17 protein-coding genes and 1 other annotated feature are annotated in these 19,672 nt (G+C 47.8%); all 17 genes read left to right on the top strand.

The annotated features are described in order from the left end of the window. Window position 1: 1 nt before the first annotated feature. The 17 genes from cobA to minD all read left to right on the top strand — a co-directional run bounded on the left by cobA (window position 2) and on the right by minD (window position 19,446). On the top strand, window positions 2–1,558 hold the full coding sequence (cobA, locus tag ACH59B_RS19135) for a uroporphyrinogen-III C-methyltransferase (RefSeq protein WP_123797561.1): 1,557 nt from the start codon (window positions 2–4) through the stop codon (window positions 1,556–1,558). A gap of 48 nt (window positions 1,559–1,606) precedes the next feature. Continuing rightward, complete coding sequence (gene hemB / locus ACH59B_RS19130) at window positions 1,607–2,605, top strand: porphobilinogen synthase (RefSeq protein WP_017427414.1); 999 nt, start codon at window positions 1,607–1,609, stop codon at window positions 2,603–2,605. Between the two features lie 31 nt (window positions 2,606–2,636). Continuing rightward, the gene (hemL, locus tag ACH59B_RS19125; RefSeq protein ID WP_025365649.1) at window positions 2,637–3,941 is read left to right on the top strand and encodes a glutamate-1-semialdehyde 2,1-aminomutase; all 1,305 of its coding nucleotides are present in this window, start codon (window positions 2,637–2,639) and stop codon (window positions 3,939–3,941) included. Continuing rightward, a complete protein-coding gene (locus ACH59B_RS19120) occupies window positions 3,938–4,849 on the top strand; it encodes an RluA family pseudouridine synthase (protein ID WP_123797560.1) in 912 nt (303 codons plus the stop codon). Before hemL ends, ACH59B_RS19120 begins: the two co-directional genes overlap by 4 nt. 125 nt (window positions 4,850–4,974) lie before the next feature. Further along, on the top strand, window positions 4,975–6,306 hold the full coding sequence (locus ACH59B_RS19115; RefSeq protein ID WP_123797559.1) for a LysM peptidoglycan-binding domain-containing protein: 1,332 nt from the start codon (window positions 4,975–4,977) through the stop codon (window positions 6,304–6,306). Between the two features lie 97 nt (window positions 6,307–6,403). Beyond that, window positions 6,404–6,688 (top strand) — a binding site (T-box leader). A 52-nt stretch (window positions 6,689–6,740) separates the two neighbouring features. After that, entirely contained in the window at window positions 6,741–9,407 is a 2,667-nt protein-coding gene (locus tag ACH59B_RS19110) for a valine--tRNA ligase (protein ID WP_017427418.1), read from the top strand. 36 nt (window positions 9,408–9,443) lie between these two features. Next, window positions 9,444–10,820: a folylpolyglutamate synthase/dihydrofolate synthase family protein gene (locus tag ACH59B_RS19105; protein ID WP_123797558.1), complete on the top strand. Its 1,377-nt coding sequence runs from the start codon at window positions 9,444–9,446 to the stop codon at window positions 10,818–10,820. A gap of 6 nt (window positions 10,821–10,826) precedes the next feature. Continuing rightward, window positions 10,827–12,206, top strand: a complete 1,380-nt coding sequence (gene murC / locus ACH59B_RS19100) for a UDP-N-acetylmuramate--L-alanine ligase (protein WP_038978209.1) — start codon at window positions 10,827–10,829, stop codon at window positions 12,204–12,206. A gap of 166 nt (window positions 12,207–12,372) precedes the next feature. Then, entirely contained in the window at window positions 12,373–13,650 is a 1,278-nt protein-coding gene (locus tag ACH59B_RS19095) for an SPOR domain-containing protein (RefSeq protein ID WP_017427419.1), read from the top strand. A gap of 121 nt (window positions 13,651–13,771) precedes the next feature. After that, window positions 13,772–14,014, top strand: a complete 243-nt coding sequence (locus ACH59B_RS19090) for a DUF4321 domain-containing protein (RefSeq protein WP_013372674.1) — start codon at window positions 13,772–13,774, stop codon at window positions 14,012–14,014. Window positions 14,015–14,036: 22 nt separating this feature from the next. Beyond that, entirely contained in the window at window positions 14,037–14,645 is a 609-nt protein-coding gene (locus tag ACH59B_RS19085) for a nucleoside triphosphate pyrophosphatase (protein WP_123797557.1), read from the top strand. Window positions 14,646–14,659: 14 nt separating this feature from the next. After that, window positions 14,660–15,352: a DNA repair protein RadC gene (gene radC, locus ACH59B_RS19080; RefSeq protein WP_017427420.1), complete on the top strand. Its 693-nt coding sequence runs from the start codon at window positions 14,660–14,662 to the stop codon at window positions 15,350–15,352. Window positions 15,353–15,458: 106 nt separating this feature from the next. Next, window positions 15,459–16,493 carry a rod shape-determining protein gene (locus tag ACH59B_RS19075; RefSeq protein ID WP_013311600.1) on the top strand — a complete coding sequence of 345 codons (1,035 nt, stop codon included), beginning with the start codon at window positions 15,459–15,461 and terminating at the stop codon, window positions 16,491–16,493. A gap of 55 nt (window positions 16,494–16,548) precedes the next feature. After that, entirely contained in the window at window positions 16,549–17,370 is an 822-nt protein-coding gene (mreC, locus tag ACH59B_RS19070; protein ID WP_017427421.1) for a rod shape-determining protein MreC, read from the top strand. Then, window positions 17,370–17,900 carry a rod shape-determining protein MreD gene (gene mreD, locus ACH59B_RS19065; RefSeq protein WP_013372670.1) on the top strand — a complete coding sequence of 177 codons (531 nt, stop codon included), beginning with the start codon at window positions 17,370–17,372 and terminating at the stop codon, window positions 17,898–17,900. The genes mreC and mreD overlap by 1 nt, the downstream gene beginning before the upstream one ends. An 82-nt stretch (window positions 17,901–17,982) precedes the next feature. Beyond that, window positions 17,983–18,645 (top strand): septum site-determining protein MinC, encoded by a 663-nt coding sequence (gene minC, locus ACH59B_RS19060; protein ID WP_019688409.1) that lies wholly within the window; start codon window positions 17,983–17,985, stop codon window positions 18,643–18,645. A gap of 3 nt (window positions 18,646–18,648) precedes the next feature. Then, entirely contained in the window at window positions 18,649–19,446 is a 798-nt protein-coding gene (gene minD, locus ACH59B_RS19055) for a septum site-determining protein MinD (protein WP_013372668.1), read from the top strand. The last annotated feature ends 226 nt before the right edge of the window (window positions 19,447–19,672 follow it).

Raw genomic sequence — 19,672 nt, 5'->3', positions numbered from 1 at the left:
AATGGTGGGAAAGGTATATTTAGTAGGTGCAGGACCCGGAGATGCAAGATTGATTACGGTCAAGGGTTGGGAGTGCATTCAACTGGGCGATGTCATTGTGTATGACAGACTGGCAAGCCCTCGCCTCTTGGGGCTGATGAAGCCAGGGGCCCAAAAAATATATGTCGGCAAACTGCCAGATCGTCACACCATGAAGCAAGAGGAAATTAATCAGCTGCTGGTGGATTTAGCCTTGGAAGGAAAGAAAGTCGTCCGGCTCAAAGGGGGAGACCCCACTATTTTTGGGCGAGTCGGCGAGGAAGCCGGGCTACTGCGTAAACACGGTATTTCCTATGAAATCATACCTGGCATCACATCAGCCATCAGCGTGCCTGCCTATGCAGGCATTCCTGTTACGCATCGGGAGATGGCCTCGTCGCTGTCTATCATTACAGGTCATGAAAGTCCTGATAAACTAGATAAAAGTATTCATTGGGATAAAGTAACGAACGCAACGGGTACACTGATCTTTATGATGGGTGTAGCGAAGATCGGCTATATCAGTGATCAACTGATAAAGCATGGTAAGCCGTCCGATACTCCAGTTGCTTTGATCCGTTGGGGGACCCGCGCCGAGCAAGATACGCTAGTGGGTACGCTGGCGGATATTGAAGCCAAGGTGAAGGCAGCGAATTTTCAACCGCCCGCCGTCATCGTTGTCGGAGAAGTGGTCAATCAGCGTGAACAGTTAAAATGGGCAGAGGATATGCCTTTGTTTGGGAAGCGAATTTTGGTTACTCGCGCACGCGCGCAGGCCAGCAGTCTGGTTCACCGGATTGAGGAGCTTGGCGGCGAACCTTATGAGTTCCCAGTTATCCAGACCGTCGTCCCTTCGGACGAGCAGGCAAAACAGAAAATCAAAGAGGCGTTTGCGCGACTTCCTGAATATGACTGGGTGTTTTTTACCAGCGTTAACGGAGTGGAATACTTTTTCACTCATTTAAAGGAACAGGGCAAGGATGTACGTGCGCTATACAAAGCTCGTATTGCCGCAGTCGGACCAGCCACAGCAGACGCACTTCGAAAACACGGAATTGTAGCAGAACAGATCGAAGGTCCTTTTCAGGCAGAGGGATTGCTTGAAACGTTCGAGCAAGATTTGCAACCAGGGCAAAACGTATTTCTTCCAAGAGGTGATCTCGCTCGTTCATGGCTGCCGGATCAGCTGAGAGAGATGGGACTGCATGTGACCGAGGCTGATTTGTATCAAACGGTGCTGGCTGCCAACACACAGGATGATGAACTTCTCAAGCTGCTGGAGGAGCGTGCCATTCACGCGATTACGTTTACCAGTTCCTCAACCGTAACCTTTTTCATGGAAGCCCTCAGACAAATGGGGATCAGTGATCCAGTATCGCTGCTGGAGGGAGTTACGATCGCTGTGATCGGCCCCTTAACTGGTGAGACAGCAACCCAAGCCGGATTGACTGTCAGTTTGATGTCAGAGAAGGCGACCATTGAAAGTCTAATTCAATCGCTATGTGACTGGAAACAATCAAGTACGGTTATGACATTATAAATTTTATTTTTTACAAATGAATGTATAAAAAAATGGAGGTTTGTAATTATGAGTGTCCCTTTTACCAGACATCGTCGTTTGCGTCAGTCAGCTGCCATCCGCAGCATGGTGCGTGAAACGGTTTTGAATCCGTCTGATTTCATCCAACCGATCTACGTAACATTTGGTACTGGAGTGAAACAGGAGATTAGCTCCATGCCAGGTGTATACCGTTTTTCTCTGGATCGGCTGGAGGAAGAACTGAAAGAAATTAGTGAGCTTGGCATTCCTGCTGTGCTCCTGTTTGGCATACCAGAAACCAAAGACAGTGTAGGGACTTCAGCTTTTGTGGACAACGGTATTGTTCAGGAAGCTACTCGTTTGATCAAATCGCGTTATCCCGAACTGCTGGTCGTGGCAGATACTTGTTTGTGTGAGTTTACGGACCATGGACACTGCGGTATGGTACACATGCATGAGCATGATGGTGAAGTGTGCGGTGAAGTATTGAATGATGAATCTCTGGAGGTGCTGGTACGTACAGCCGTTTCTCAGGCCAGAGCCGGTGCAGATATTATCGCTCCTTCTAATATGATGGACGGTTTTGTACAGGCGATTCGGCAGGGACTCGATCTGGAAGGTTTTTCGCATATTCCAATTATGTCGTATTCCGTCAAATATGCGTCTGCTTTTTATGGTCCTTTCCGGGAAGCCGCTGATTCTGCGCCGCAGTTTGGTGATCGCAAATCCTATCAGATGGACCCTGCCAATGCACGTGAGGCGTTGCGGGAAGCGGAGTCTGACGTGATGGAGGGTGCAGACATGCTGATGGTGAAGCCTTCTCTTTCTTATCTGGATGTAATGCGCACCATTAAGGACCAATTTGATTTGCCTATGGTGGCTTACAATGTCAGTGGTGAATATGCAATGGTCAAAGCGGCAGCCCTCCAAGGCTGGATTGATGAAAAGGCGATGGTGCTGGAGATTCTGACAAGCATGAAGCGTGCCGGTGCAGATATGATTATTACCTATTCTGCCAAGGATGCGGCAAGATGGTTGAAGCAATAAGTGTATTTTTCAGAAGACAGGAGTGATTAGAATGATCGACGAACAACGAACGGTACGCAAGGATACGCGTTCCAAAGCAGCCTTTGATGAGGCAAAACAATATATTCCGGGTGGCGTAAACAGTCCGGTTCGAGCTTTTAAATCCGTGGGTATAACACCGGTATATATTGATCGTGGGGAAGGATCACGTGTATATGATATCGACGGTCAATCCTATATAGACTATGTATGTTCGTGGGGACCGCTTATTATGGGTCATGCGCACCCTGAAGTGGTTAAAGCCTTACAGGCTGCTGTTGTAAAAGGAACCAGCTTCGGAGCCCCAACGCTTGCGGAAACGGAAATGGCCAAGCTCGTATGTGAGCGTGTTCCTTCCATGGACATTGTTCGAATGGTCAACTCGGGAACCGAGGCAACAATGAGTGCGATCCGACTCGCGCGTGGATTTACGAAACGCAGTAAAATTCTTAAATTTGAAGGTTCTTATCACGGTCATGCAGACAGCTTGCTGATTAAAGCGGGCTCTGGTGTTGCGACCCTAGGTCTACCTGATAGTCCGGGTGTACCTGAAGTCGTGGCCACACATACAATCACTGTCCCTTATAATGATTTGGCGTCGGTGAAGCTGGCTTTTGAGAAATTTGGCGAAGAGATTGCTGCGATTATTGTCGAGCCAGTAGCCGGCAATATGGGTGTTGTACCGCCACAGCCTGGATTTTTGGAAGGTTTGCGTGAGGTAACCCGACAGTACGGAAGTCTGCTGATTTTTGATGAAGTGATGACTGGATTCCGGGTAGGACTTCATTCTGCTCAAGGGCGCTTTGGTGTGACGCCTGATCTTACGTGTCTGGGCAAAGTGATTGGTGGTGGCCTACCTGTAGGTGCATATGGCGGCCGTCGCGACATTCTAGAGCAAATTGCACCATCTGGCCCGATCTATCAAGCGGGTACGCTGAGCGGAAATCCGCTGGCTATGGCAGCAGGTTATTCGACGCTAAAATTGCTGACACCGGAAGTATATGATCGTCTGGAAGAGCGGGCAGCACGGCTTCAAGCCGGATTCGAACGTAACGCGCGAGAGCTGGGGATTCCTGTCACGATTAACCGTGTCGGTTCTATGGTGTGTCCGTTCTTCACAGACGAGAAGGTTGTCAATTTTGACACTGCTAAAACGAGTAATCAGGACCACTTCCGCCGTTACTTTACTGAAATGGTCAATGAGGGCGTTAGTGTAGCTCCATCTCAATTTGAGGGCATGTTCGTATCAGGTGTGCATACAGTTGAGGATATTGATGCGACCATTGAAGCGAACTACCGCGCGCTCAAACGTCTATGAGTTGGAAAGGCAGCTGGAAAAGAAGAGGACCGTGGCTGGAAGTCACACCAGGGCGAGAAATTGCAACTGATGAAAATCGCGCTGAAGCTGTGGACCGCTGGTTGCTGAACCGTCTGGGATTACCGGACAAGCTGTGGCGCAGGCTACGGCATGAAAAAGGGATTGAACTTACAGGGGACCGGCTGCGGCTGGCCCTTTTTCCTGTAGTGGACCTCGGCGTCATCCCACGTTGGTATGATTTGAAGATACTATACGAGGATGATTTTTGCTTGGTTGTACACAAACCAGCGGGGATGGCGGTCCATCCAGACGGTGGTGTAAAGGATGGTCCGCTAACATTGGATCATGCTGTCGCATCCTATTATGAAATCAACGACATTCATACAGCAGTACGGCATGTACATCGTCTGGATGTGGACACGACAGGCCCGGTGCTTTATGCCAAAAATGAATTTGCGTTGCTCAAGCTGGACAAACAAATGCGAGCTAAAGACATCGGTCGTCGTTATGTAGCTTTGGTACGAGGGAAAGTACCTCCATCGCTGCGGACGTTGGATTGGCCGATTGGCAAGGATAGGCATCATAAACAGCGCCGCCGTGTATCCCCAACTGGACAGAAGGCGGTTACCCATGTGGAAGTTGGAGAAGTATGGGGGAGTGGTCCGAATGCGGTCAGTCTCGTGTATCTGACGCTGGAGACAGGTCGGACGCACCAGATACGCGTACATCTTAGTCATGCTGGCTATCCTTTGCTTGGGGACGTATTATACGGCGGTCGTGCTGCTGATTTTGGCAGACAGGCCCTTCACGGAGAGCGCCTCACCTTCTGTCATCCGCTGAGCGGCGAAACGATTATCGTCGAGGATGCTTGGCCGGATGATTTTCAAAAGCTGCACAAACAGCTATAAAAGATGGCATGCCTTCTATTTTGGCGCATATACTTGAACCTAGAAACGGTTTGCAATATGGAGTTTCCGTGCGCCTGACACGAGTCAGAGGATGTGCGGAGGCTGCCCAAAGGAGGATGCCATCCTTGAATAAACAACAGAATGATCAGCCGCAAGGCTTGCGTTTTGATATTTATGAACGCATTCATTTGACGGAGGAAGCTGCCGGGATTGCCGAGTTGGAGGAAATTGAGCTTCTGCCACGCATTCAGGTTGTAACCCACGGCGACCATGCCGCTTTGCGAGGGCATTTGCTGCTGGAGGGCGTGTACCGCACACCTGAACAGATCACGAGCGAGCTTCATCATTTGATCCCTGTGGAAATTACCATTCCGCTTAACCGGGTAGGAAGATTGGAAGATATCTCCGTGGAGATTGAAAATTTTGATGTGGACCTGCTCTCTTTACGTAGTCTAAACATTACAGGGGTGCTTTCTTTGCATGGGGTGGAAAGCTCGCATGCAGAGGAGACTGCGGTTTGGCTGGATGAGGAATTTACTGTGGTGCATGCACCTGAACATCCGGCTCCATCTCTTTACGGCGCTGGAGAGCATCGTCACGAAGAGGCTTATTCTACCCAAGACTCGGTATACAACAACATTTCAGACCCGGAAACTTCATACAAAGTACCCGCACAACAAGAGTCAGCTTACTGGGAACAGTCGTCAGAGGATCAAGGGGAACAGAAGCCATCATTGGAGCATCAAGCTTATGATCCGATAGTAGATCCGAACCGATATTATGAGCCGTGGACGGGAAAAGTAGTTGAAGACAGCTCTTCCGAAGTTAAGCATGAGCAGGAGGCGTCGGAAGTGTGGGCATTTCAGCAAGAGGAAGCAGAGACGGAAGGGAACGAGCCCAAAGTATCCTCTGCATCTCCTAATGTAGCATACGACCCTTTGCTGTCAGAGCCACATTCTGCCACAGAGTCGGAGATTTATCTGGAGCCGCAGTTGGAAGCAAGTCAGGCGAATGACTTTGACTTCAGGCCTGAAGCGTCAGAACAGGTAAACCATGAAGTTCAGGATACCTTTACTGAGGAAAAGCCAGAGATGCGCGTGGCGCTTAACAGTAAAAAGAATGAAGGAGCAGACGAGCCGGACCCGGTTGTCTACTCATCATTGCTTCAATCCAGCCGTTCGGTGAAGGAAGCCGAACACCAGCAGCAGTTGGAACATGAACCGCAAGGTCAGGATCAGAAAGCCGAGGAAGAGCGTGAGGATGCCAAGTGGAAAAATCTTTTTTTCCATACACAGGATGAAACGCCTTTCCGCAAGGTGCGGTTATGCATTGTACAGCGCGAGGATACACTGGAAACGATAGCAGACCGTTATCAGCTCAGCACACGGGAGCTTCAATTGTATAATAGATTGGCAGAGCATCATGTAGAAGAAGGGCAGGTATTGTACATCCCTTGATTCGGTTGCTGAAACATGCGACCAAGTGCTGACTATCGTCAATGAGAAATGGGTGTTGACTATAGTCAATGGGAAATGTATGATGTGGTATAGTTATTGAAAGACTGAGATCGGGAAGAGTAGGCAGCAAGCCCTTCAGAGAGTGGAATTGCAGCGCTGTGAGGTTCCGCAGGAAGCTACTGGCCGAAGTCACCCGGGAGTCGCCTGTTTGAACGGTTCCTCATTTCATTCCTTCGGAAGGTAAGAGGTTCACGGTAGAATAAGGCCGGTCCGCAACCGTTATCTGCATAAAGTGTCACACCATGTGTAATGGATCAGTGGATACATGCACTAGGGGTGAAACAAAGGTGGTACCGCGAGAGAACAGCCTTTCGTCCTTTGAGGATGAAGGGCTTTTTTTATTTGCCAATTGAAAATCATGGAGGTATCCTGATATGTCAGAACAAGACAACAAGACAACCTTGGAAATGCCAACAACGTACGATCCCAAATCAGCAGAACAAAAATGGTACAAAACGTGGATGGAGAAGGGCTATTTCCGTGCCGGGCAACATCCAGAGGCAGAGCCTTTTACTATCGTTATTCCACCACCGAATGTTACGGGTATGTTGCATATTGGACATGCTCTTGACTTTACTTTGCAGGATATTATTATCCGCGCCAAGCGGATGCAGGGTTATGATGCCTTGTGGCTGCCAGGGGCAGACCATGCAGGTATTGCTACTCAAACAAAAGTAGAGCAGAAGCTACGTGAAGAAGGTTTGACTCGCTATGATTTGGGCCGTGAGAAGTTTTTGGAGAAAGTGTGGGAGTGGAAAGATCTTTATTTGGACAATATCCACAATCAATGGGAGAAAATGGGTTTTTCTCTCGATTATTCTCGTGAACGTTTTACATTGGATGAGGGACTGTCCAAAGCGGTACGCGAAGTATTCGTTAAACTGTACAAAAAGGGTCTGATTTATCGCGGTAAACGCATCATTAACTGGGACCCCGCTGCACGTACCGCATTGTCGGATATTGAGGTGGAATACAAAGAGGTGAACGGAAATCTGTATCACCTGCAATACCCTCTGAAAGACGGTAGCGGATTTATTACTGTAGCCACTACACGCCCTGAAACGATGCTGGGCGATACGGCTGTAGCTGTACATCCAGAAGATGAACGCTATAAGCAAATGATCGGCAAAACGCTTGTGCTTCCAATCATCGGGCGTGAAATTCCGGTCATTGCGGATGACTATGTAGATAAAGATTTCGGTAGCGGCGCGGTTAAAATCACACCGGCTCACGATCCGAATGACTTTGAAATGGGTCAACGTCACCAGTTGCCTCAAATTACGGTGATGGACGAGACGGGAACGATGAATGCTGAAGCAGGCAAATATCAGGGACTGGATCGCAGCGATTGCCGTAAGCAAATCGTCGCTGATTTGAAAGAGCAGGGTGTACTGATTCGTATTGAAGAGCATGTACACCAAGTAGGTCATAGTGAGCGTTCTGGCGTAGTTGTAGAACCTTATCTGTCGACGCAATGGTTCGTGGAAATGAAGCCTCTGGCAGCTAAGGCGATTGAAGCACAGAAGGCTGGCAACGGTGTAAACTTTGTACCGGATCGCTTTGAGCGTACTTATCTGCATTGGATTGAAAATGTGCGAGATTGGTGTATTTCCCGTCAATTATGGTGGGGACACCGTATTCCGGCTTGGTATGATGAGGAGACCGGAGAAGTTATTGTATCGGCGGAGGACCCTACCACTTTGCCTGAATATGCCGGTAGAAAGCTCAAACAGGATGAGGATGTACTCGATACTTGGTTCAGCTCTGCTTTGTGGCCGTTTTCGACCCTAGGTTGGCCTGAGCAGACAGAGGATCTCAAACGCTATTATCCGACGAATGTTCTGGTGACAGGCTATGACATTATTTATTTCTGGGTATCGCGTATGATCTTTACCGCGCTGGAGTTCACGGAAGAGATTCCGTTCAAGGATGTACTTATGCACGGTTTGGTTCGTGACGCGGACGGAAGAAAAATGTCCAAATCCCTGGGCAATGGTGTTGATCCGCTCGACGTGATCGACCAATATGGTACCGATGCAATGCGTTATATGATCTCCACCAGCAGCACACCTGGACAAGATCTTCGTTTCCGCTGGGAACGTGTGGAGCAGGCGCGTAACTTTGCCAATAAAATCTGGAATGCATCACGCTTTGCGCTGATGAATCTGGAAGGCGTCACTGCGGCAGATATAGACATTACTGGTGACTTGAGCACCGTTGACCGTTGGATTCTGCACCGTCTAAACGAAACTTCACGCGACATCACGCGTCTAATAGATGCTTATGAATTTGGCGAGACAGGCCGCCTTCTGTATAACTTTATTTGGGATGATTTGTGCGACTGGTACATTGAGTTTGCGAAGCTTTCCCTATATGGCGATAATGCAGAGGCGAAAAAGAAAACACAATCGGTACTTGCATACGTTTTGGATCGGACACTGCGCATGATTCATCCGTTCATGCCGTTTATCTCCGAGGAAATATGGCAGCATCTTCCGCATGAGGGAGAAACGATCACACTGGCCGCTTGGCCTGCTTACGATCCTGCTTTCGAGGATAAGGACGCGGTCGCTGAAATGAATTTGCTGATCGACGTGATTCGTGCTGTGCGCAATATCCGCGCTGAAGTCAACGTGCCGATGAGTAAAAAAATTGAATTGCTCATAAAACCCGGCGATCAAGCCGTTCTTGATATCATTAACCGCAATGGGGAGTATGTACGTCGATTCTGTAACACGTCTGAATTCGACGCAGGCTTAGAGTTCACCGCTCCAGATAAAGCCATGACATCTATTGTTAGCGGCGCAGAGCTATACCTGCCGTTAGCCGGACTGCTAGATATTGCCCAGGAAATTAGCAGACTTGAAAAAGAACTTCAGCATTTGAACAGTGAAGTGGAGCGCGTGGAGAAAAAACTCTCCAACCAAGGCTTTGTGGCGAAGGCACCAGCCAAAGTCATCGAGGAAGAGAAGGCCAAGCAAGCCGATTACTCAGATAAGCGCGCTAAAGTTATCGCACGTATTGAAGAACTCAAGGGATAATTTCACTCACAATAAAATGACCTGAAGGTGAAGAGGATGTCAGATACGATCAGGGGCGGCGACATAGCCCCTTTACAAAGTTATGATGAAGCAGTGGAATGGATTAATGGGTTGATTCCGTTTGGCATTAGACCCGGACTGGAGCGAATCGAACAGCTGATGAGTAGGCTGGGTGATCCGCAACGACATCTGAAATTTATTCATATTGCAGGAACCAACGGTAAGGGCTCGACTTGTGCCTTTCTAACCTCTGTGCTTCTGAAATGTGGATACGATGTTGGGACCTTTACTTCTCCGTACATCACCCGATTTACGAACCGTTTTCAATTCAACGGGACCGATATTCCAGATGAAACGCTGGTTTCACTGGCCAATCGCTTGTATCCGTTGGTGAAAGAAATCGCAGATAGTGAGTTGGGATCACCTACGATGTTTGAGGTGTCCACAGCGTTGGCTATTTTGTACTATGCTACGGTAGCTTTTCCAGATGTTGTGGTATGGGAGACAGGCCTCGGGGGAAGGATGGATGTAACTAATATCGTGAGTCCTATCGTTTCGGTCATTACGAATGTCGGCTATGACCATACGGACATTTTGGGAGATACACTGGAACAGATTGCAAGAGAAAAGGCTGGGATCATCAAGCCGGGTGTACCTGTCGTCAGTTGTGTTTCCCAGCCCGAGGCTATTCAGGTCATACGTGAAACGGCGACCAAGCAAGGAGCTACCTTGTACCTGGCAGGAGAACAATTTACGTATGAACGGTTAAACGGGAATGAAACAGGTCAGACCTTTTCATTCGCCGGACCCTTCCGACATATGGAAATCGACATCACGTTGTTAGGTGAGCATCAATGTTCTAATGCGGCAGGAGCTCTGATGGCACTTGAAGTCCTACGTCAGTATATGGCTTTTGTGTTGGATGATGAGGATCTGCTGGAGGGATTTAGGCAAGCTGCCTGGGCAGGGCGTCTCGAACAAGTCAGTACCTCGCCGAGAATTGTCCTTGATGGGGCTCATAATCCAGAAGGGGCACAAACGCTGGCCAAGAGTCTCCCACAAGTGTATTCGTACAAAAAATTGGTTTTAATGATGGGGATGCTATCAAACAAGCATCATGAGGCATACTTGCAGCATATACTGCCACTAGTGGATACGCTTATCCTGACCGAGCCCGATTTTCGCCGCAAAATGAATGCCGCTGATTTGGCTCATCTCGTGGAGAAGCTGCGGCCGTCTTATGCCAAAACGGATTTAAAAATTATTGTAGAAGGTGACTGGAAAAAGGCTTTAAACCTGCTTCAGTCACATACGGAAGCGGAAGATCTGGGGGTGGTGTCCGGCACGCTGTATCTTATTGCGGATGTACGGGCTACCCTTATGTATCAAACCGATTCGGAAAAAGGTTGGTGAAATTTGTTGATTACTTCGGAACATGTTCATTTTATCGGTATCGGCGGCTACGGGATGAGCGCGATTGCTCGGGTCATGCTGGAGATGGGATATACCGTGACTGGCTCAGATGTGGCATCACAGGAGCTGACAGAAAAACTGGCGGCAAAAGGCGCAAAAATATATATTGGACACACGCCTGAACATATTGCGGGCGCAGATATCGTCGTCTATTCAACAGCATTGTCACGTGACAATGTAGAGCGGGTGGCAGCAGAAGAATTGAATATTCCAACACTGCACCGTTCGCAGATGCTGGCTCGCTTGCTTAACGAACGTAAGGGTATAGCGGTTGCGGGTGCGCACGGGAAAACGACAACCTCTTCTATGATCGCTCTGGTTATGGAGAGATGTAACGTTGACCCAACGTATATTATCGGCGGCGAAATCACGAATTTGGGGACGAACGCCAAAGCGGGGAAAAGCGAGTTTGTCGTTGCCGAGGCGGATGAAAGCGATGGTTCTTTCCTACAATATCATCCTTGGCAGGGGATCGTAACCAATATTGAAGCAGATCATTTGGAAAATTACGATGGGGACTTCAATCGCCTAAAAAGTGCTTACGTGCAATTCTTGAGCCAAATTCGGCCGGATGGAGCAGCTATTGTATGCGCAGATGATCAGAACATCCGAGAGATGCTGCCTCAGCTCCAAACTCGGGTCATTACTTATGGGGTAGAGCATGAAGCGGATTACATGGCGACAGATATCCAACTGGGTGACCGCCGATTAAGCTTTACGATGAGCCGTAAGGGAACAGCACTCGGAACGATTGAATTGTCTGTACCTGGTAAACATAACATGTATAATGCGATGGCTACCGTGATTTCATGTCTGGAAGCAGGGATTCCATTTGATCAAATTGCTGCAACTATTGTGGAATTTCATGGAGCGAAACGTCGTTTTCAAGTGCTAGGTGAAGGCAATGACATTTTGATTATTGATGATTATGCGCATCACCCAACAGAGATTGAGGCTACGATCAGTGCAGCGAGAGCAACTGGCAAGCGTATTATTGCCGTGTTCCAGCCACAACGCTACAGTCGTACCTTTTTCCTGCTGGATGCGTTCAGCCGTGCGTTTAGCGAGGCTGGTGAAGTGATCATTACCGATATTTATTCACCAGCAGGAGAAAAACAGATTGAAGGTGTGCATTCTTCCAAACTGGTGGATTTAATCGTCCAAAACAGCAATGCGAATGCAATCTATTTACCAACCAAAGAAGCTGTGATCGAAGAGCTGAAAGATCGGTTACAACCAGGCGATCTTGTGCTGACAATGGGAGCAGGAGATATCTGGAAAGCTGGCGACGCGTTAGCACGCCATCTTCGCGGGCAACAAGTGTAATACGTATGAACATGGGCTGTTACGCCAATGTATTATAGCTTTGAAGGGTATTCCGAACACGAAGGTGTTTCGGGATACCCTTTTTTTGTAAAGCCGAGGCATATTCTCTCAGCTTGACTCATACAACAGACTATGAGGAAGTATGGGACAAGGAGGGAGTGCATCCATGAACAAGGCCAAGATGACATTCCGGTTCGATCAACAGTTGCCGGAAACAAGCCGGGAGGATAAGCTACAGGTGCTTCCGAACCAAAATGAGTCATTTACGAACGGACAGCGTGACACGATCAGAGATACGGAGTTATATCACGATGATGAGCTTTATCAAACGGATAACCAGCATAAAGGGATGGAACGGACTAGCAGTATGGAGAAACATACTCGAACTACACAACATTCAGAGCTTGGTAAGCCTGTGGAGACGAACAAACGCACTGCAACTCGGCGCTTTACTCCAACATTGAGGGTACAAGAGGGATGGGATGACCCTTTTGGTCGTTCGGCAGCTTCCTGGTCAGATGCGGACATTCTACCGGAAAGTCCGGAAGAGGACGATGTTGAGGTTGAGGAAACCTATTATTCCGGTCAAGAGTATAGAAAGCGTCCACCTCACCCTTCCAGATGGAGATTAATCGGTTCTGTAGCCAGCGCGTTGGTGACTGGAGGCATGTTCGGATATATTTTGTTGTTACTGTTTAACGGAGGCGGTATGGTCCCGGGATCTGATCCTTCTGCTGATGAGGCTGTGCCTGTTTTTAAAGAATCTGTTGATGTCGATAACACGTATGCAAAAGAGAATGCTGCCCCTGTCGCCGTCGTAGCAACTCAAGTGCCTCCACAAACCTATTATTTGCTGCAATATGGGGTTTTCAGCACTCCAGAGCGGGCTTTACAGGCAAAGGAAGAACTGTTGAAGGCAGGCATTGCAGCAGGGGGGGATAGCGAGGATCAAAACCGGGTATATGCAGGAATATCGTCGGATAGGGAGCAAGCCAAGTTGCTCAGTAATCAATTGAAGACACAAGGAGTGGAATTGTATGTCCGCGAGCTCGAATTACCCGGATTCGAAAAAGCGGCTTACGGAGGTAATGGTGATAAACTCACTACCTTTTTTCAGTTAAGCAACTCATTAGTGGGGAAGCTGAGCGGACTTTCTTCAAATTTGCTCAGAGAAGAAGGCTCAAATGCGGTGTCAGCCTCCGACATGAGCGAGCTGAACGACCTGCATCAGCAGTGGACACAAAATGTCGCTGCACTTCCCACTGGTCTTCCGAAGGAAGCGGCTGCCACCGCAACCTCGCTTGAAAAGGCGATGAACAGCGCAGTCTCTGCACTTGGAGAATATAACAAGAATACAGCCAAGGAACACATTTGGGAGATTCAGTCCTCCATGATGGAATATGTTTTGCGTGAGAAGGAATTTATTCAATTCATAAAACAGTAGACTAACCATACTTTCCGGCAAGGAACTGGAAATAGTTCCCCATGCCGGATTTCTGTTTGTATTGCAGTACAAATCACCGTATAATAATGAAGGTGTCAAAAAATGGCGAGGGAAGATCAGGATGAAAAAAAATGTAGGAATGCTTATACTGTTTTTATTGCTCGGTTGGCTTTTGGGTGCCTGGATTGCTAAGGCCCTTCAATCGGTCAAAGTCCTTTCCTTTCTGACCCACCCCACTACGATATCCTGGTCACCGAGAGCGGATCTGGATATTATCAGCTACAACATAACGATAAATTTTGAATTGAGCCTGCTTAGTCTGATCGGCATCATCGCCGCATTCTGGCTGTACCGCAGGCTCTAACTGATGAAAAGGAGCTTCCCTTATGGACGGGAAAATTACGCCCCGCATTATTCTGGCATCGACTTCACCAAGAAGGAAGGAATTACTCGCATATTTGAGACTCCCCTTTGAGGTGGTGCCGAGTCATGCGGATGAAAGCACGCCTGAGAGCTGGACGCCTCAGCAAATCGTGGAGACCCTTGCGGCCCGCAAAGCCGAAGCGGTCGTGCGCACTGCCGCACAGTCCCAGGAAGCTGGATTGGTGATTGGCAGTGATACGATTGTCGTGCTGGAGGATTCGGTATTGGGCAAGCCTGTCGACCATGCGGACGCGGTTCGCATGTTGACTGCATTGCAGGGAAGAACACACCGTGTGTACACCGGGGTAGCCTGCATACATACCGGAACCGGCAAGATGCTTGTTAGACATCGCCAAACGGATGTCACAATGAAGCCTTTGAGCCAAGAACAAATTGTGGCATACGTAAATACTGGTGAACCGTCTGACAAAGCAGGATCGTATGGCATTCAAGGCATGGGTGCTACGTTGGTGGAATCTATTCAGGGTTGTTATTTTAACGTCGTAGGATTGCCGCTTTCTTTGCTGTCGGACATGCTGTCCGATTTTGGAGTAGATGTGCTGCGTCCATAAAAGGGGATAAACATATGCTGGAGTCGCCAATACTGATGCTTCGCGACCTCCCCCATGAAGAACGACCAAGAGAGCGCATGATGACATATGGGGCGGATGCCTTGAGCAACGCGGAGTTGCTAGCAATACTACTGCGTACAGGAACACAAAGAGAATCATCTGTGCATTTAGCGCAGCGTATTTTGCAGCAGGCAGGGAATCTGCGTCAACTGGTGGATATGAGTCTGAGCGAGTTGACCCAGATTAAGGGTATTGGAAATGCTAAAGCGATACAGCTAAAAGCGGGTATCGAACTCGGGCGTCGATTGGCATTGTCACGCCACTTGGAGACCCCGGTGATTAGTTGCCCGCGGGATGTGGCAGATCTGCTGTTCGAGCAGCTTCGTTATTTGCAGAAAGAGCATTTTGTTTGCCTGTTTCTAAATACCAAAAACCATGTCATTGCTCAGGAAACGCTATCTATGGGCAGCCTGAATTCCGCCATCGTGCATCCTCGTGAAGTATTCCGGGCTGCAATCAAGTGCAGCAGTGCTTCGATTATTTGCGCTCATAACCATCCGAGCGGTGATCCGAAGCCAAGCCCGGAAGATATCCAGTTGACCCGCCGCTTGATGGAAGCGGGCAACATCGTGGGTATCGACGTGCTTGATCATATTGTGATCGGGGACGGGACCTTTGTAAGTTTGAAGGAACAAGGTCTGATATAATATAATATTTAAATCAAACATTTAAACACGACCGGATAAACCGGCCTGAATAAACCGTTTATACAGGGATAACAGATTTCAGGGAAGAGAAAAGGAGATTAACATCATGCTGGGTGGCTTTACAAAAGATTTGGGAATTGACTTGGGGACGGCAAACACGCTTGTATACGTAAGAGGTAAGGGAATCGTGGTTCGTGAACCATCTGTAGTCGCATTGCGTACAGATACAAAAACCATTGAGGCTGTTGGGGAATCTGCGAAAAAAATGATCGGCCGCACACCGGGAAATATCCGTGCAATTCGTCCAATGAAGGATGGAGTCATTGCCGATTTTGATACGACTGCAACGATGATTAAATATTTCATCCGTCAGGCGCAAGCACAACGTTCATTGTTTCCGCGCCATCCGAACGTGATGGTTTGCGTGCCCTCGGGCATTACTGCAGTGGAACAGCGTGCTGTTGAAGATGCGACCAAGCAAGCAGGCGCAAGAGAGGCGTACACGATTGAAGAGCCGTTTGCAGCGGCAATTGGCGCTGATCTGCCGGTATGGGAGCCTACGGGCAGTATGGTTGTCGATATCGGTGGAGGTACAACCGAAGTTGCGGTCATTTCCTTGGGAGGGATCGTAACAAGTCGTTCTGTACGAGTGGCTGGCGATGAAATGGACGAGTCTATTATTCAATACGTGAAACGTCAATACAACCTGATGATTGGTGAACGGACTTCTGAGCAGTTGAAAATGGAAGTTGGTTCAGCAATGCCATTAGAGCAAGTGGAAACATCGGAAATCCGCGGACGCGATCTGGTTACAGGCTTGCCGAAGACAATTACGATTACCTCCGATGAAATTAGCGAAGCATTGTCAGACACCGTGAATGCGATCGTGGACGCAGTCAAAGTAACATTGGAAAAATGCCCTCCCGAGCTGGCGGCGGACATCATGGATAGAGGAATTGTACTGACTGGTGGTGGAGCACTACTGCGCAACCTGGATAAGCTGTTGGCAGGTGAGACCGGAATGCCGGTGATCGTAGCGGAAAATCCTCTGGATTGTGTGGCAATCGGTACGGGTAGAGCACTGGAAAATATCCATTTGTTCAAATCGCGCAGCAGTTCTGCCGTCCGTTCCAAACGTTGAATCGGGGGTGTAGGAACTGTTTAAGCTGTTTGGCAATAAAAGACTATTTGTTCTATTGATTGGAATCGTTCTGTTTATTGCCCTTATGGGGATTACACTTGGACAGAGAAATTCCTTAACCTGGCCCGAGAAGTTCGCCAGAGATTCAATTGGCTTTGTGCAAGGTATCTTTTACAGGCCCGCTTCAGCAATAGCGGGCTTCTTTGAAGATATCGGCAATATGCGTAGTATTTACGAAGAAAATGAGCGGTTAAAAATAGCCGTGGCTAAGCTGACTCGTGACCAGATTCAGACTCATAATTATGTTGAGACAAATGCCAGATTGCAGAATGAACTGAAGTTCACCCAAACGCAAAAGGCGAAAAATAATTATGATTATCGTGTTGCTCAAGTGAACAGTGTTAGCAATGATTCCAAAACGCTCGTGATTGATATTGGTGAGAAGGATGGAGCCAAGGTTGGTCAGGAAGTCAGTTCACTTGAAGGATTTGTTGGAGTCATTAGCCGCACGGGGAATTTTACGTCTACCGTTACGCTGTTGACTACATTGGATCCTAAAAATCCGAATTCTTATGCTATTGCAGCGACAGTCTTGGGTAAGGAAAATCAATCGTTTGGTATGATTGAAAGCTATGATCCGGGTACGAACAGATTTCAAATGACTCGCATTGAAGAAAAAGATCCAATCGCAAAGGGTGATCAGATTATTACGTCTGGTGCAGGCGGGAAGTTCCGCAAAAACCTAATGATTGGAACGGTGGAGAAAATTCAGGTTGGAGAGTTCGGCAAAACACGGACAGCGATTATTAAACCGGCAGCCAGCTTTGTGGATTGGAAAGAACTGCTCGTCCTCTACACTCCTGAGGTACCGGAATAATGAAGATGCGCGGTCAGGTTTTGATACTGCTGCTGTTTGTCTTGTTTATAGCTGAAGGAACGATTCTTCCGTGGCTTCTCCCGGATAGTTGGCATTCAAGAATGGTCCCAAATTTTGTGTATGTCGTAATTTTGTTTGTATCTGTGTATTACAGCCGTCATACAGCGTTGGTGCTAGGTATTGTTTTTGGACTTATTCATGACGTAGTGTACTACGGGTTTATCATTGGCCCTTATTCTTTTGCAATGGGATTGTCTGCATACTTATTAGGGCTTGTGTTTACAGCTAGACGTGCACCGATGCCCATTATGATGGCGGCCGTGTTGATTGGTAGTTTCCTGCTGGATTCTATGCTCTTTGCCATTGATCAGCTGTTCCAGCTGAATCATCAGACTTTCAATTGGGCACTTGCTCAGTATATGATTCCTGATTTATTTATCCATTTTCTGTTCGCCCTCATCATTTATGTCCCTGTTCGCAAGCAATTACAGCGTTTGGGTACCCGTGTGAAAAAGGAAGAGACTGTCTAGGTCTTTTTACACACATTTTGTCCGGGTTAGCAGGGATTTGACGTCCCGGGGACGAAATGATTGAGATAGGAGGGACAGGCTAATGGCGGTGAAATCGAATCATGTCACGATTAAAGGCATCAAAGATGGCCTGGTATTCCTGCTTGACGATCAATGCGAATTTGAGGATTTGCTGGGTGAGCTGCGTTTTAAGCTGGAGCACAGTCATCAAAATATTTTAACAGGCCCGATCATTCATGTGGATATTAAGCTGGGAAGTCGGGAAGTAACGGAGGAGCAGAAGGAAAGTATTCTGGAGATTTTAAAGCGGAAGGGTAATCTGCTCATCAGGTCTGTAGAATCACCCGGATTGCCTGCGGTAGTGCAGGGCAAGCCCCCCATTCACACGGTGACAGGGATTATCCGCTCAGGACAAGTGCTTCATCACGATGGAAACTTACTCTTTTTGGGAGATGTTAACCCGGGTGGAATTATAACTTGTACTGGTGATATTTATGTCCTTGGCGCTCTGCGGGGCATGGCGCATGCAGGGATGGAGGGAAATAGTGAAGCGATTATCGCGGCCTCCTATTTTGCACCAACACAGCTGCGAATTTCCGAAATGATCAGCCGTCCACCAGATGAATGGGAGACGCGTGAATCCGGCATGGAATTTGCGTATCTCAAGGATGGCGCTATGCAAATAGATAAAATGAGCAATATTGTGCGTCTGGGCCGCGATTTTAACGTGTTCAAAGGGGTGTAGCACATGGGAGAGGCTATCGTCGTCACTTCAGGAAAAGGCGGCGTCGGCAAAACGACGACGTCAGCCAATATAGGAACAGCGCTTGCACTGCTCGGCAAAAAGGTGTGTTTGGTGGATACGGATATCGGTTTGCGTAATCTAGACGTTGTGATGGGTCTGGAAAACCGGATTATTTATGACCTTGTTGATGTAGCGGAAGGTCGTTGCCGTCTGAATCAGGCACTGGTTAAGGACAAGCGTTTTGAGGAGTTGTATATGCTGCCAGCTGCTCAAACCAAGGACAAGAGTGCTGTTACGCCGGAGCAGGTCAAGGATATTATTTTAGAGCTTAAGAAGGATTTTGAATATATATTGATCGACTGCCCTGCGGGTATTGAGCAAGGCTTTAAAAATGCCATTGCCGGTGCGGATCAGGCCATTGTTGTAACTACTCCAGAAAATGCTGCTGTACGCGATGCAGATCGGGTCATTGGTTTACTGGAAAGTTCACATGTGATATCACCTAAATTAGTGGTTAACCGCATTCGCAATAGTATGGTTAAATCCGGAGATATGTTAGATATTGATGGGATTCTACAAGTGCTTAGCATAGACCTTATTGGGATTGTACCGGATGATGAAATGGTAATTAAAGCAGCAAATACAGGAGAGCCTACTGTTATGAATCCGGATGCACAGGCAGCGATTGCCTATCGGAACATTGCGAGACGAATCTTGGGCGATACTGTGCCTCTTATGCAGCTGGACCAGAAGAAGAGCGTGATGACACGCTTTAAGAAATTTTTTGGTATGGGTGGATAAGGAAATCAGGAAGATTTCTAAGGTAAGTGTTACAGTAGCGTTCATTGTAATACTCGACACTTAAATAAGTGGCAACTTATTTAAGTGTTTTTGGTTTGCTTTTTTAATTTCTATGATAATGGTTCGTAAATTTAGGTCATTACATAAATGTTATAAATACAAAACATATCCGGTGCGCTAGCGCCGGTTTTTTTGATTTTTTAGGGTATGTATTTCCCACCCGGAC

The sequence above is a fragment of the Paenibacillus sp. DP01 genome (assembly GCF_044784315.1).
GTDB lineage: Bacteria > Bacillota > Bacilli > Paenibacillales > Paenibacillaceae > Paenibacillus > Paenibacillus polymyxa.
The sequence above is the reverse complement of the archived record's forward strand: the minus strand, read 5'-3'. Positions and strand labels throughout refer to the sequence as shown.

Bases quoted from the DNA above. Each gene is read 5' to 3' on its own strand.
- ACH59B_RS19105 (WP_123797558.1), top strand. From the start codon at position 9,444: ATGTCAGATACGATCAGGGGCGGCGACATAGCCCCTTTACAAAGTTAT.
- hemL (WP_025365649.1), top strand. From the start codon at position 2,637: ATGATCGACGAACAACGAACGGTACGCAAGGATACGCGTTCCAAAGCA.
- hemB (WP_017427414.1), top strand. From the start codon at position 1,607: ATGAGTGTCCCTTTTACCAGACATCGTCGTTTGCGTCAGTCAGCTGCC.
- ACH59B_RS19075 (WP_013311600.1), top strand. From the start codon at position 15,459: ATGCTGGGTGGCTTTACAAAAGATTTGGGAATTGACTTGGGGACGGCA.
- ACH59B_RS19095 (WP_017427419.1), top strand. From the start codon at position 12,373: ATGAACAAGGCCAAGATGACATTCCGGTTCGATCAACAGTTGCCGGAA.
- minC (WP_019688409.1), top strand. From the start codon at position 17,983: ATGGCGGTGAAATCGAATCATGTCACGATTAAAGGCATCAAAGATGGC.
- ACH59B_RS19085 (WP_123797557.1), top strand. From the start codon at position 14,037: ATGGACGGGAAAATTACGCCCCGCATTATTCTGGCATCGACTTCACCA.
- cobA (WP_123797561.1), top strand. From the start codon at position 2: ATGGTGGGAAAGGTATATTTAGTAGGTGCAGGACCCGGAGATGCAAGA.
- ACH59B_RS19090 (WP_013372674.1), top strand. From the start codon at position 13,772: ATGAAAAAAAATGTAGGAATGCTTATACTGTTTTTATTGCTCGGTTGG.
- mreD (WP_013372670.1), top strand. From the start codon at position 17,370: ATGAAGATGCGCGGTCAGGTTTTGATACTGCTGCTGTTTGTCTTGTTT.
- minD (WP_013372668.1), top strand. From the start codon at position 18,649: ATGGGAGAGGCTATCGTCGTCACTTCAGGAAAAGGCGGCGTCGGCAAA.
- radC (WP_017427420.1), top strand. From the start codon at position 14,660: ATGCTGGAGTCGCCAATACTGATGCTTCGCGACCTCCCCCATGAAGAA.
- ACH59B_RS19110 (WP_017427418.1), top strand. From the start codon at position 6,741: ATGTCAGAACAAGACAACAAGACAACCTTGGAAATGCCAACAACGTAC.
- ACH59B_RS19120 (WP_123797560.1), top strand. From the start codon at position 3,938: ATGAGTTGGAAAGGCAGCTGGAAAAGAAGAGGACCGTGGCTGGAAGTC.